At 40.8% G+C, this 14,162-nt stretch carries 9 protein-coding genes; 1 reads left to right on the plus strand and 8 read right to left on the minus strand.

The genetic code is table 11. The features are described 5' to 3' along the window. Positions 1-4: 4 nt before the first annotated feature. The 8 genes from csy3 to AC0SAP_RS01675 form a co-directional block, all read right to left on the minus strand. Positions 5-976: a type I-F CRISPR-associated protein Csy3 gene (gene csy3, locus AC0SAP_RS01640; RefSeq protein WP_473382576.1), complete on the minus strand. Its 972-nt coding sequence runs from the start codon at positions 974-976 to the stop codon at positions 5-7. A gap of 78 nt (positions 977-1,054) precedes the next feature. Beyond that, the gene (gene csy2 / locus AC0SAP_RS01645; protein WP_473382578.1) at positions 1,055-2,050 is read right to left on the minus strand and encodes a type I-F CRISPR-associated protein Csy2; all 996 of its coding nucleotides are present in this window, start codon (positions 2,048-2,050) and stop codon (positions 1,055-1,057) included. After that, positions 2,043-3,374, minus strand: a complete 1,332-nt coding sequence (csy1, locus tag AC0SAP_RS01650; protein ID WP_473382580.1) for a type I-F CRISPR-associated protein Csy1 — start codon at positions 3,372-3,374, stop codon at positions 2,043-2,045. Before csy1 ends, csy2 begins: the two co-directional genes overlap by 8 nt. A 301-nt stretch (positions 3,375-3,675) precedes the next feature. After that, positions 3,676-7,458, minus strand: coding sequence for a type I-F CRISPR-associated helicase Cas3f (cas3f, locus tag AC0SAP_RS01655; RefSeq protein WP_473382582.1), 3,783 nt, complete (start codon positions 7,456-7,458; stop codon positions 3,676-3,678). After that, positions 7,455-8,426, minus strand: a complete 972-nt coding sequence (cas1f, locus tag AC0SAP_RS01660; RefSeq protein WP_473382584.1) for a type I-F CRISPR-associated endonuclease Cas1f — start codon at positions 8,424-8,426, stop codon at positions 7,455-7,457. Before cas1f ends, cas3f begins: the two co-directional genes overlap by 4 nt. 580 nt (positions 8,427-9,006) lie before the next feature. Continuing rightward, positions 9,007-10,332, minus strand: a complete 1,326-nt coding sequence (locus AC0SAP_RS01665; RefSeq protein WP_473382585.1) for a DUF3100 domain-containing protein — start codon at positions 10,330-10,332, stop codon at positions 9,007-9,009. A gap of 205 nt (positions 10,333-10,537) precedes the next feature. Beyond that, positions 10,538-12,085 carry an aldehyde dehydrogenase family protein gene (locus AC0SAP_RS01670; protein ID WP_286479475.1) on the minus strand — a complete coding sequence of 516 codons (1,548 nt, stop codon included), beginning with the start codon at positions 12,083-12,085 and terminating at the stop codon, positions 10,538-10,540. Positions 12,086-12,201: 116 nt separating this feature from the next. Beyond that, on the minus strand, positions 12,202-13,062 hold the full coding sequence (locus tag AC0SAP_RS01675) for an NAD(P)-dependent oxidoreductase (RefSeq protein WP_473382981.1): 861 nt from the start codon (positions 13,060-13,062) through the stop codon (positions 12,202-12,204). 181 nt (positions 13,063-13,243) lie between these two features. On the opposite strand from AC0SAP_RS01675, the gene AC0SAP_RS01680 reads away from it, so the two are divergent. Beyond that, positions 13,244-14,128: a LysR family transcriptional regulator gene (locus AC0SAP_RS01680; protein WP_473382587.1), complete on the plus strand. Its 885-nt coding sequence runs from the start codon at positions 13,244-13,246 to the stop codon at positions 14,126-14,128. The last annotated feature ends 34 nt before the right edge of the window (positions 14,129-14,162 follow it).

Genomic DNA, 14,162 nt, shown 5'->3' on the forward strand with positions numbered 1-14,162 from the left:
CTCCTTAAGATTTACCACCAAAAACTCCACCACGAATTAAGTTAGCTATCACAAAATGCTTCTCATCGAGGGAAATCTCTTTATCTTTTACAATCCACTCTTCAAAGTATTTATAAAAATGATTCTTTGATCTAAAAGCCTCTCCCATCGTAGAAACTGTACCAAAAGGCTCTACAGCAATGGGAAATTGTGCATCATCCATATACCAAGTATCAATTGTACGGATTGCATTACCTACTTTTTGTGAATGCATCCCCGCCGTATTGTTGGTGCTATAAAGGACTTTGCTCTTTGCCCCTTTAGCAGAACTGGCATCTTGTACAAATTCCTGTGATGGGTAGACTTCATGTCCCTCACCAATATATGCGGTTGCAACCACTTTTAGATTTACAAATTGTTCACCTTTTAAGCCTTCGGCAATCACTTTAGATAAACGTTCGACATTCTCATCTTTTGAAAACTGTAGTAATGGATAAATCTTTACATCTTCAACAGTGATAAATGGATCTGATTCTCCATCCCGATAGATTTCGAGCTGGATATTTCGAGCCGAAACTCGATTTCTCCAGAGCCAACGACCATTGATAATGTTATATGCATAACGATCAGTGAGTGCGGTCAGATTCGCTTCATCTGCTAAATAAACTTCTACCAATGTCATTAATTTCTTCTGAAACTCAGGCTCATTGCAACTCCAAGGCTTACCATTAAAAGGGAGAACCTTGAAATTCCACTCCGCCACTAAACTATCTTTATCATTATCAAGCTTTGCGACATCAACTCGCTGAATATTGGCAGATCGCTTATCATTCTCTTTTGCGCTTTTGTGAGAGATTGTTCCCAAAATGGTCTTTTCAGTAAGCGATATAGGAGTGGGGTCCTCACTGCTTCCTGCACGCTTTTGGAAGAAATAGAGATCAGAACAATCAAATTTACGTTCAAAAGCTAATACGCTTGGATAAGTTACTTTCGTCATTTTTATCTCCTATGGTAAAAATTAACCATCTAACAATATGATTTATTAAATAATTACATCGATACACTGTTGTAGACTTTATTCTTGAGGTGAAGCTAATAGATATTGCCCAGCTTCCCTCTCGTTAAACCAAAAATAGTGGGAAAGTGGTAACTTCGCTCTATCCGATACTATTCGATAAGTTAATATCCATTGTCCAAGAGAATAGAGAGGTTCCACAAATTCAGTGGGATATTCCGGCATTCTTACCGCTTTTAATGCATGAGGCTCAAATACTTTAGAGACTGATTGATATCCCACCATTAAAGGCACAATCCAACCATTTCCTTGTTGTAAAGTTTTAAGTTGCCAGCGGCTATCAATATCTTGAGGCGGTTCATACTGAAGTTTTGCGGTATCGAGCAGAATATCTAAAGCATCTTTTGTCGGATTCTCATCTAATAATCTTCCCATTAGATCTTCTCTTGAGCAAAGAACATAACCAAAACCAACCTGCTTGATAATCTCCCTTTTCATCTGCTCATCATCCGCTTTTAATTCAAGCCAATGGATGTCTTCATAACTCTCAACAACACCGCCAGCTAGCCGAGATTGTGACAACCAGCGTTTGACGATTGACTTTCCTTGCTGTAACTCTGTTTCACTTAAACTCTCTAATACATTAATTTCGATCACTAAAGAGAGTGTTAAGTCAATACGTCCTTCCTCAATAATCGGCGGATTAGCGCCCGTGCGGGTTAAAGGGGCCTTTCTTTGTAAAAAGGTATAATCTCGTCCTGAATGCTCGCGATAAACTTTAGCTTCATACTCGTGCGCTACCAACATCCAACTCTGATATCGAGCCTTTAGTAGAGGATGATTATCGGTCGCTCCAGCATCAATCTCACCTGAATCGACCACTCTATCTTCTATCTCTTGAATTAAAGCTCTATTTAAAGCATGAACAAATCCTTCAATAGCTGTTAATGCCGGAAATCCATAAATTAAATTCCCTGAGATTGTATTTGCGTCTCGAACCGTGAGATGATTGAGAACAAGATAATAGGTCATATCTTCAGATTTAGAACTAAACATGGCTCACCTCCTCACTTGGCACGTCATCAAGATGATTCAATGAGCTAAAAAGGGTCATCTTCAACATCTTTAACCACTCCTGATATTCCGTATCCGCAATATGTTGCGAACTCAATAATGATGAGAGTTTTGGGTTCTTTTGAAGAATATTGACAATCCATCCCTGAATTCGGCTTGAAAGCTGTTCAATCTCCATTCTACTTAAAGGTTTCCCTTCAAAACGCACATTATCAGGGTCTAGCCAATGTTTTTCGACAAGTACTAATTGATAATTATCACTCCAGCCGGCTGGTTTACGTTGATATTGCTCAATTACCTGAATAATTCGATAAAAAATCGTATCAAGCGCATCTCGAATCTGTAATTTAATATCAATATTGATCTTGTCATGATATTGCACGCGTCTTAGAGCGATCTCTAGTCCTGTAAAAGCATTGCGACAATGGTATGAGAGTCGACCATCAAAGATAGAGTCACTATCAGGATGGAGATAGTATTCATCTCTTAACTGCCCTGTTGGTGGAAATGAGGGAAGTAGATGATTGCGCCCAAAAAGATTATGGGTATGCAACCCCACATTACGGGGATGAGCACCTCCTAAATGTATACGCGCTAAGTTTTGAACATTGAAATAAGGTTTTAATTCCGCAAGCTTCTCTGCCCGCAGCTCCTTTTTCTCAGGATCGATTTTCTGCCAATCTTGCCGGGCTTTTCTCGCAGCTTTCATCTCATCGCTATAGCGCTGATTAATTCTCTGATTTGCTTCATAGAGTAAGGCGGATGCATGTAGTGGAATTAGATTATGATATTGCTCATCATCAATGGAATCACACCCATTAACAGGCCAAACAAGCATCTTGCTCCAATCTCCATCTACTACTACCTCTTCATCATTGATAAAGATCTCTTTAAGCGCTTTTTGCATCGCTTTTGAGCGTTCTTTATCTTTAGAGAAGAGACCATCAAGGGCCTCATCATCTGTCATCAAAAGATCATATAATGATTGATCTTTCGTAATGGGAGCGGTAACTACGCGCATTAATGTGATTGAAGCACCATTACCCGTTACATCCAATAATGGTTTCTCAATTGAATGTGTACCAATATAGTGATCAAGCTCATGCCCACTTGGTTTAAAGGTAAAGTTACTCCCCTTTGAACTCGAATGAACTCCTTTCGAAATGTGAGTTCCCGCTTGTAAACCCGCAGCACGCTCGATATTTTTCTCGAACCACTCTTCCATTGTATCCGGCGAAATTTTGAGCTCTTTTTCAAAAAAGAGTGCCAGTCGTTCTTTCACAATAGAAGATGTTAATGTTTCCATATAACCTCCTCTCAATCAAACAGATCAAAATAAATTAAAATGTAAACATATATCAAAATTATCCATATAAAAATTAATTCAATCAATTTATATACTAGAATAACTATATGCTTTTACTCTCTTATTATTATAATAATCCAGCAAAAAATAATATCAAACAAAAAAACTAGTAAATGGATAAATTATTTCGAGTTATAAAAAAACCCAATGCTATGAGGCACTGGGTTACCGCCTGTTCGGCGGATAATAAACAAAATAACTACTAAATTTTCTTAGCTGCTTATTCAGCAGTTGGGAATTATTATACTCTACCTCTATGATAAAACCCTAGCCAAGGATGGAAATCAAATTGTTTTGTCTGGTCTAACTCGATCGTTAAAAAATTAATCGCCGAGGATCGATATGATCTACCTTTGATTTGTCGGCAGATTTTACTAAATTCCTGTTTCACATCTAATTCTAACCACCTAGAAACTTGTGGATTCTCCCGGGTAATCTCTAAAGAGATCTTTGATGCGACTAAATGCTCATGGCTATCTAAATCTCGATTTCCTCCCTCTTGATAAAACTGTTGTAAGCTCTCATAAGCAATAAATTTAAAATCGGCATCTTTAATATCACTGATCTTCTTGATCTCAGAAAAAGGGAAATAGATATAACGCCGGTCACTGCCATAACTGCATCTAAAAGGGGTTTTAGCTTGTAGATCGGCTCGTAGATGCACCGCATATTGTCTATTCCAAAAGATATTCATCAGATTCTCGGTGGGTTTTCCATCTTTTTTGGGAAAGTAACAAGCTTCTAGTACCCGATGTTCTAAATCAGATAGATATCTACATTTAATAATATTATCCTGATTCCGAGCACTTCGCCTACGCCGTCTTGAGGAAGCTTTTTCAGCCTCCATCGATTCGCTGTCGATTTCCATTTTCATAATTCGTGGAATTGAATCTATCACAGAGAGTTCCACTTCTCTAAAGAGAGATTGATAACTATTATCTCCTTGATGTTCTGTTAACCGATATTGAGCATTTTCATAGCCTGGTTTTTCATAAGCAATCTCCGTATTTGAAAAACAGCTACGCAAATTACGATCTAATACACCAATATTCGCCGGTAAATTATCAATCTTTTCAATTGAATTTTCCCCCTTCCCTTTCTTAGATGAAGTAAAGTGAATATCAGATTGATAAAGTTGCCCTAGTTCTCGGTGACGCATAACTCTTCCGGCAAGTTGAATTAAGGAGCTCATAGCCGAGGGCTCACTCATCGCCCAATTAAGATCGATATCTCTTCCAACTTCAATAACAGGTGAAGCGATGATCATAAAAATATGATGCTTCGCCGGATATTTTATAAGTGCCTCTTTAATCTCTGGTTGTGAAAATAGTTTTTCCGGCACTTTTCGATTAAAGAGCCGATCAAGTACTTTCTCTAATTGAGAACGGAGCAAGAGCAATTGCCGAGCATGGTACGGTACGATATGAAGATGAATATCTTCCGGCAGTGATAATTCAAAGAATGCACGAGTTAATGGCAGGATATGACGAATATTGGCAATTCTTAAAACCCCACAGCTTAAATCTACTGGTGCCAATAGTCTCTTCTCTTGATCCGATAATTCTACTGTGCGTTGAGCCTTAATAACTTGTGCCTGTAACCACTCTGGAATAGTCTCGCTATTACTGTGGTGCATCTCTATAATTGCAGGTAATAATGAATCTGCTAATTGTTGATAATCTTCACTATTTGCGCTACGAGACTTCGGGGAAAACTCAAATGGAATAAGCTTTCCTCGGCGCATAGGCTTCTCTAATCGCATAGCCTCAAGCGCCCTTACCCGAGATGAGACAAAATCATTATGGTGCGCCATAAACTGCACGCGCGTATGATCAATATTGAACGTTTTCGACTTCTCTAGATTTAATTCGTTCTCTTTTAGCTTATCCTCTAAATCACTCTCAATTAACGCTACATCAATAGTGGTTGATTCACACTTAAACTCATCAAACCATGCTACAAGTACTTTGCCATTCTCATCATCTATTTCTGCTAAATTTTGTTTCTGCCACAGCCGATATCCTTGGCTATAAGCTTCAAATAATCCCGCAATCAGATCCGGCGTTAATGTTGCAGAAGAGAGCATAATCCGACTTCCGAGTACACCCGCAAGATAGATTAAACGTGTCACTGCACAGAGATCATCAGGACTAAAATCATCTACTTCATCTAAAATAAGATCAGATGTTAAGAGGCGTAAAATAGGGACAATCTGCTTACCACCTCGCATTGTTTCAGTTGCAGGAATTAAATGGTCGATTGTCGTAGCGACAATTGGGGAATAGAGTAGTTTCTGCGCCTTTTGATCAGACACCGCAACACCGAGATCCTCTTCAGTTAATGCAGTATCATAGCCACCTAATACATCTCCTTCGACAAGTGCCATCAAAGATTCACTTCCCTGGCTGGCATATTGTGCTTCAATACGGGACATTTGAGAGTCATCTTCATCAATCTGTGTGGTTGAGTTCCCTTGGTTTGAAGCCATTTGCTGATTCTCTTTCGCTTTTAAAGCATAGAGTTCCGAAATACCTACACCACCGACTAAGGTTGCAATTTCATAATCTGAAAGGGATAGATCCTCTTTAAGCTTCTCCCCTGTTTGCAGTGTTAACACTCGAAGCCCTAAAGCAATCGTCAATCTCGATCTTCGCTCCTCACTTTGAAGAGCATTCATAATTTTGACATTACCAAGGGTCTTACCATGTCCGGTTGATGCCATATTAATGCCAAAGAATCCTTGCGTCTCTGATAGTAAATTGAGTCCTCTTGCCAGTTGTGTTGACTGATCTTGCCAGACAAATTTAACAAGATGTTTGGGCGTACGGCTTTTCATTAAGAGAGGCTTCTCTTTCAGAAAAGGTAGTTCTTGCCGTAAAAAAGGAAGTTTACGAGCAAAATTAGAAGCTTGTCCGGCAACACCAGTTAAATGGCGAGCGAGTGTCTGATTAGGCTCTTTATTTTCCCGACTAAATGTATTGGCGATCAATGGTAATGCGCGATAGAGATATCGATCCTCGACCTGCTCCAAAAAGCGCAAGCCCTGCGTTGACTTTACAGATGAGTAGGTATGATCCGCTAATACTAATGTTGTGCGGCTTAAATAGAGTATAAATGGTGAAAGAAGCGCTTCGCCACGCTCCTGTAGAGAGAGTAATAATGCTTGTGAAGCCCAATATTGTAGAGCGTTACTCCACCCTTTAAACTGTTTTGTTAACTCAGGTGTAATCCGCTCTGGGTCGGTTAAAATAGACCAAAATTTCAGATCATTCTCAACACTATTTCTCACCCATCCTTTCATCGCTCGTAATTGCGCAAAGAATTGCTTTCGAGTTAGCCAGTTATTTTGTTCATTTTGTCGATCTTCAAAAGAAGATAAAGGAAGTTTATGATGGGAGACAATCAACCAAGAAAGAAGCTGTATCAAAGGTTGATCAGGGATTTCTACTTGATCAAAATTTTTCTTTTCTAATTCCCGAAATATTTCATTCTTCCACTCAAAATGGGCTAAACGTTCTAATGCCTCAAAATCTGTCTGACAATCCTTAATGATCAATAAAAACATCTGTAAAGAGAGCCATTCATGTCGATAAGGATCAACAGTATGACTATTAGGTCGTAGCTTCTCCTGAAACCCAATGGTTGCTTTGCCAAGATCATGCAGTAATGCCGCTAAAGTCGCAATAATCTCAATAGTTCGACCATCTCTCCACTGGATCTCATCTTGAGGATTAACATGACGTTTAGTTCGATTAGTAGGTACTCTCCCTCGCTCATTAAATGCATAGGGTCGTCCTACAGTCCATAATAATTCTGTCCGATTTTTACCTCGAATCCAAAAACATGCTATAGCACTATTTTTACGAGCTGTTTTACGAAGCAGGCGATGCACTGTTTTTAAGCCTTCCATCGTCATCGCTGTTTGCCAAGTTCGACGCCCTGTTCTCTCTGCAAATTGATCTAAAATTCGTCGAGTCTCTTTAAGTGCTTTATCACTACATTCAGATACAAATAGTAAATTCATATTTTATCCTCATATTGATAGTTTGCGATCTCTTTGAGCACCTCAAAAATATGATCCAAAGCATCATATCGTCGCAATACTTCAATAATATTCTCTCTAAATTCTCGTTCATTATCTCCTGATAGAGCTGAAATAAAGGCTAAAGGTAAAATAATTCCATCCTTGATGATATCTGCGGCATCAAAAACGAGACCTCCTCGCCGAGTCTTTCCATGCAAAATTGATAACCCATGAGGTAACCCTAAAACCCAACAAGCTGTCGCTCCAAGACCATAGGCTAAATAATTGCCATGATCCAAAAAACGGTTGGTGGGATCTTTTTTTCGATAATCACTCTCTGTTGAATCTCTTCGAAAATTGGCGACATTTAAGGTCGCTTGATTTGCAAAATGGTAGAGTTTCTTCGTTAAGCGCCCTTCTGTTAAAAGTAATTCTTGGGTATTTGAGCACGCCTCTATTTCATGCTCATAATTTTCTACGGTTTCTTTTAGCAGATTAATATTAAATTTCCAGGGATGTTTCTGCCACATTTTAAGCGTAAACTGTAATCTCGCTTTTTGCAGTAATTTAGCCGCTTGTAACCGTTTATCATCATCAAACCAAAATTGACACCATGCTTGAAGGTATTCTGTAGGGCGATATTCTGATTGAGGAGAAAAGAAATGGCACGCAATTTCAGGCTCTGTGCCAGCCAACAGTGGTGTTCCTCCATTCCCTGAGAATCCAATCATTACCCCTGCTTTTACTAAATCCCGAACTGCGGCTTGGGTAATTGATGTTCCAATCCCCAATAATAGACAACTGGTATTTGCAATGGGGATATTATAATAGAGCGCTTCTTTACCTCGATCAGTCACATACTCTACGCGCCCACCATTGACCAAAACCCGGCAATATTCCAAGTAATAGATATTCGCACGTTTTGAGTGAAGAATCGAAGTCAGATCAGAGCCATGAAGATAATCCATAATCTATCCTTAATATTCCATCTTTATAAAGAGCCATTGTTGGTTTTATAAAAAGTCTAAGAAATAATGCCTCAGAAATAGAATCTGAGAAGTGAAATCTAAGAAGTAAAGCCTAAAATATTCAAAATACTCAAAGTATCTAATAAAGGAGAGCGAGTGGATCTCACTATTACTTCACGATAACAGATTAAAGGGAATATAAAAATATACAAAATAAACACAAATCAACAAATCATTATTTAATATACATTTTAATTAAATATAATTTTCAAATAGTGGAATAGTGGAATAGTGAAATAGTGAAATAGTGGAATAGTGGAATAGATATTATTAGGGGTTGAGTTTTAGGATTAGATATTAATATTGACATTAAGTAATAAAATTAAAAGATGAAATAAAAATCGAAATAAAGAATAAAACTCAAGGATAAAACAAAAAAAGTGACTTCGAATTATCGAAGCCACTCTTATGATCTCAAGAGATTACTTGAGCATTTAAAATAGGTGCTATAAAAGGGGTACTACTTTATCAAAACGATCTGCTTTAATCTGTAATTACCCCTTGTTGTTCGATGACATCATTAGAGAAGAAGATCGGCGATAAAAGCTGAACCTAAGAAGGTGCCGGTAAAGGTTAAGAGCGCTACGATTGCGATCTTGATCCCTGACTTTTTAAAGAGCTCCACTTCCCGCTTTGAGATAGCGATCCCTGCATAGGCTAATGCCGGCGTAATTAGGGGTAATAGTCCTAATTTTTCAGTAGTCGCAACTAGATAATCTGCTGTCGGCATAAAGGGGAGACCAAAGAAGATCGCAAGAAGGGAGATCCAAGCAATAGCCGGAATTTTAATGGGAATAACCTTTCCTAACAAAACGCCGCCAACACTTAAAGCGTAGATCACGACCATGCCGGGCAATGCCACTAATGGAGAGATTCCTGTGCCGGCCCAGTTAGAGATCAGAAGAATAAGGGACATCACCGCCAATGCGATAAGTACCTGAATCGTTGAAAGACGAAGCTCTTCACTATCTTCTACCACTTTTGCCTCTACTGCTGAATCTTGCTCTAATGCTTCTTCCATCGCACTATTGAGTGCTGCCGGTTGACGCATTTTGCTCAAGAATTTATAGCAATACTCCGCTAGAGGTAACGCGACAAAGACACTCACAAAGAGCCCTGTTCCATAAGTTAAGAGATTTGATGTTGCCGCAAAAGCAACAATATCTTCTGCTCTACTAGGAACAACCTCGGCAAGTGATGCGGAACATGCCCCCATCATACTGCCACTCCCGACACCACACGCCATCGCTAAAGCACGAACGTCAAAGTAGTCCCAAGAGGCCATAAAACCGGCAAGAAGAGAGAAATAGATCGCGCCGAAGAGTGTCCCCATCACGTAGACCCCCATCACACCAATCCCTTCTGGACTCTTAATGCCAAAACGGTCTGCCACCAATGCAATATTGGGCTCACGCGCAATTGAGTGAGTTGCCCCAACCGATTCACGCCCCATTCTAAAGAGAAGAACCGCAACCGGCATTGCGACTAAAACGGTAGCTACATTTCCAAGCTCTTGCAAAATCAGTGCCGGACCTGCAGCGATAATATCATTAATTTTAGGACCAATACCGATAGAGAACTTGGCGATAAAAGGCATCACACAGATCAAAACCCAATGGCTAGCCGTCTGTGCGCTTGGGCCAATAATTCTTCCAGTCCCGGGAATAATATTACCGTTAAAGAGGACAGAGAAGAGAAATGCGTAAAGAAGCGGAAGAAGGATAACAATTCCGATTCCGATATCAAATTTCATAATGCCAATTATCTCTGCAAGAACGGTAACGATAATAACCACCAGATGCAGACGCCAATCTAATAGCTTCGAATAATGCTCATGCTTACTCATACTCTAATCCTCCATGATCACTAAAGTGATCTTTATCTTATTTATTCTCATTATTATCTATCTACTACTGCTTCTACTGCTTTATCTACTTCTTCATCTACATCTTATATTAATGACATATCTCGAGGCATATCTCGAGACATATCTCGAACATCTCATATATCTCGAAAATATGATATCGACTGTTGTCATCAACAACGCCTATCTATGATGACTTCTCCTGAGCGCCATATCCAAAGTTTACAAGCGGTTCGACCGCCCTTTCAACCCAGATACTTTTAACCTGACTATAAGCCCTTAAAGCCTCTAATCCAGATGAGCGCCCATAACCACTCGCGCCATAACCGCCAAAAGGGGAGCTCACATGAATCGTCTTATAACCATTGATCCAAAATGTTCCCGCCCTTACCTGATCGGCAACACGATGCGCTTTTGCAACATCACGACACCAAACAGCTCCGGCAAGCCCAAAGGCACTCTCATTGGCGATAGCAATCGCTTCTGCTTCACTGTCGAAAGGTATTGCCACAACAACAGGACCGAAGATCTCTTCTTGAGCACACTGCATCCGATTATCACCGATCAAAACAGTAGGATAAACATAATATCCGCTACTTGAAGGGAGAGATTCTACATTATTGTTAGGAATTTTTGCGCCTTCCGCCAAAGCTTGCGCAATCATTTTGCAGACATGAGTGTACTGTTTTCGGTTCTGAATAGGGCCGATCTGTGTCGCTTCATCAAGCGGATTCCCTACTTGGAACTGATTCGTAGTTGCGGCAAGATCGTTGACAAATTGCTCAAAAATAGTTCGCTCGACTAATAGACGTGAACCGGAGACGCAACTCTGCCCCGCAGAACCAAAAATGGCATTTTGCGCCCCTCTCAATGCTTTCTCATAATCGGCATCAGCGAAGACAATATTGGCGGACTTCCCCCCTAACTCTAAAATGGCAGGAATCCCCTTTCTTGCAGCAGCAACAGCGATCTGCTCACCGGTATTAGGAGAACCGACAAAAACAACCTTCTCAATATGGCAACGTTGAATCATCATCTGCCCAATGGTATGACCATAGCCGGCAACAACATTGACTAAACCTTTCGGGATGCCAACCGCTTCGATCAATTTCGCTAAGATTAAGGAGGTGACCGGCGTTAATTCTGAAGGTTTTAAGATCACGGCATTTCCTGCGGTAATTGCCGGCGCAATCTGCCATCCTGCCGTAAAGAGAGGGGCATTCCAGGGCGTGATCTGTAACACGGTTCCTAAAGGTTCGTAGAGAACATAGTTGAGATGAGTCGTAGGTACCGGAATCACCTCACCATGCAGCTTATCGCTCCAGCCGGCATAATACTCAAACATCTCTGCAACTTTCGCGACCTCCCCACGCGCATCACGAATCGGTTTATTGCCGACTATCGCCTCTAACTCCGAAAGCTCTGCACTCACAGCTCTAATCTTAGCACCGACCTGAAAAATCAAGCGTCCACGATCAGCAGCACTCATCGCGCGCCACTTTGCTTGTGCTATTTTTGTGACCTCATTGAGCTTTGGAATGATCTCTAAAGATGCATCCCGATAAGCATAGAAGAGCTCTCCATTATCGGCATTGTAGAGCTCAATATCGCTTCCATCTCCAATCAGCCACTCTCCGCCGATATAACTGCCGATACTCTCGGCGCCGGGGAAAAATTGATTTAACAACTCCCAAAATCGACTCTCTCTCTGTTGCTCTGACCTACAATTTATCATCCTCTTCTCCTCTCGAGCCATCTTGCTCTCCTCACTCTTTCGTTATCTAACTCGCGATCTACTCTCTGCGCTTAACGATCAACTCAAGAGCCTCACATTCACCATAAAGTTAAAGATCACTCTGTTTTATAATTTTTTACAATCTCATTAAAATCGGCATCATCTGCCAAAAATGAACGACTCTGCTCCCAAAGAGCGATAATCTCTTGACTAAGAGGGAGCTCCATCCCCATCTCCGCCATTAATGATTGTGCTAATCCCACATCTTTACGCATCAATCCCATCGTAAAGCCGGAGTTGAAAGCACCATTAAGAATCCAGAGTGGAAAATTGACCTCGCTCGCCGCACTTCTTCCCGACCCTCTATTGATGCCGGCAAAAAAGGCCTCCGGCTCAACGCCTGCTTTAGTTGCTAACGAAAGTGCTTCTGCAGTTGTGATTAGATGAGCCGCAATCAATAGGTTATTACAGATCTTTACTATATTGCCGGCACCAGCCTTCCCAACATGAACCTGCGTTGAGCTCATCGCCTCTAAGAGCGGCTTTAATGCCTCAAATAACCATCTGTCTGCGCCAACGACCATTGTCATCGTGCCGGTAAGCGCACCTTTAGGCCCACCAGAAACAGGAGCATCCACAAAGAGCATCTCTTTCTCAATAAAGCGTTGATAGATCATTCGCGTAACATCAGGAGTTGAGGTGCTCGTATCGATCACAACTAAACCTTTCTCTCCCCACCTCTCAATCTCATAACTGCAAGCAAGAACATGTTCCGCTTTTGGTAGAGAGAGCAGTAGAATTCTCGTCCCTGCGACCAACTCCTCTACGGGTAAAATCTTAACGCCGGCATCCATAGCACTATTTCGTGCCGCTTCACTTAAATCAAAACCACTGACACGGTATCCCTTCGACAAGAGATTCTTTGCCATCCCTAGCCCCATATTACCTAAGCCGATAATTGCGACATCCTTCAATATTTCCTGATCCATATTCCACTCCCTTCTCTCTTTTATCTCAATAATTCTGATCAATTTCAGTATAGAGAAAGTCAAAATGTGCAACAATAAAACGAATTAAGAATTTTGTTCGTTTTAACGCAACACTCATCTAAAGAAGAGATCTCAAGAAAGATCTAAAATAAGAGCGAGGAGTTACTCTATGATTAAGAAGCATCGCGTCTACTATCTCTATCAAGCTGTCAAATATGGTGGAATTCGTAATGCGGCAGATATCCTCAATGTCGCACCCTCCTCTATTAGCCGGCAAATCACACTGCTTGAAGAGGAGCTAAAAACATCGCTCTTAGAGAAGAATTTAAGAGGTGCGCATCCTACAGAATCGGGAGAGTTAGTTTTAAAATATTTTGCTCACTCCCTAGAACAGGAGGAGGATCTGCTCGCCTCTTTAGCAGCGCTACAAGGGTTAGAGCGAGGAAAGGTAACGATCGCAACAGGTGAAGGATATCTACGCCACTTAGCAACAATTATCTCCCAATTTTCTAAAGATCATCCACAGATTGAGGTACAACTCTCTGCTGGAAGTAGCAATCATGTTGTCCGAAAAGTAAGTGATAATGAAGCCCATATCGGAATCGCTTTTAATCCTATCTTAGAGCCCAATTTACGGGTCCATTTTAAGCGGCAACATACCGTAAAAGCCTTTCTTCCCCCGACACATCCCCTTCTAAATGAGAAAGCCCCTTTAACTCTTGCGCAAATCAGAGATTATCCCTTAGCGATGGGCGATATCTCTCAAGGGATTCGACAAATTATTCAGCGAGTAGAAGATGAGGAGGAGATCACGCTCCATCCCACCTTAAAATGTAGCCAGCTCCATATGTTAAAACAGTATGCGATTGGTGGTGGCGTCACGCTACTGCCTGAATTTATGCTCTATGAGGAAGATCGAGATCGATTAGCACTCCACCACTTAAGTCACCCCTATTTTAATCGGACAGAGACCTATATGATGACTCGACGCGGTCGTCAACTGCCTCCCGCGGCACAAAAATTATTAGTGATGATTTTAAAGATGTTTCCATAGATCCATAGAGACGTAGGGTCGTAGAGCCGTAGAA

The organism is Ignatzschineria sp. PL_is040, from assembly GCF_055813795.1.

Coding starts and splice junctions, on each gene's coding strand:
- AC0SAP_RS01680 (WP_473382587.1), top strand. CDS start 13,244: ATGATTAAGAAGCATCGCGTCTACTATCTCTATCAAGCTGTCAAATAT.
- AC0SAP_RS01670 (WP_286479475.1), bottom strand. CDS start 12,085: ATGATAAATTGTAGGTCAGAGCAACAGAGAGAGAGTCGATTTTGGGAG.
- csy2 (WP_473382578.1), bottom strand. CDS start 2,050: ATGTTTAGTTCTAAATCTGAAGATATGACCTATTATCTTGTTCTCAAT.
- csy3 (WP_473382576.1), bottom strand. CDS start 976: ATGACGAAAGTAACTTATCCAAGCGTATTAGCTTTTGAACGTAAATTT.
- cas1f (WP_473382584.1), bottom strand. CDS start 8,426: ATGGATTATCTTCATGGCTCTGATCTGACTTCGATTCTTCACTCAAAA.
- csy1 (WP_473382580.1), bottom strand. CDS start 3,374: ATGGAAACATTAACATCTTCTATTGTGAAAGAACGACTGGCACTCTTT.
- AC0SAP_RS01665 (WP_473382585.1), bottom strand. CDS start 10,332: ATGAGTAAGCATGAGCATTATTCGAAGCTATTAGATTGGCGTCTGCAT.
- cas3f (WP_473382582.1), bottom strand. CDS start 7,458: ATGAATTTACTATTTGTATCTGAATGTAGTGATAAAGCACTTAAAGAG.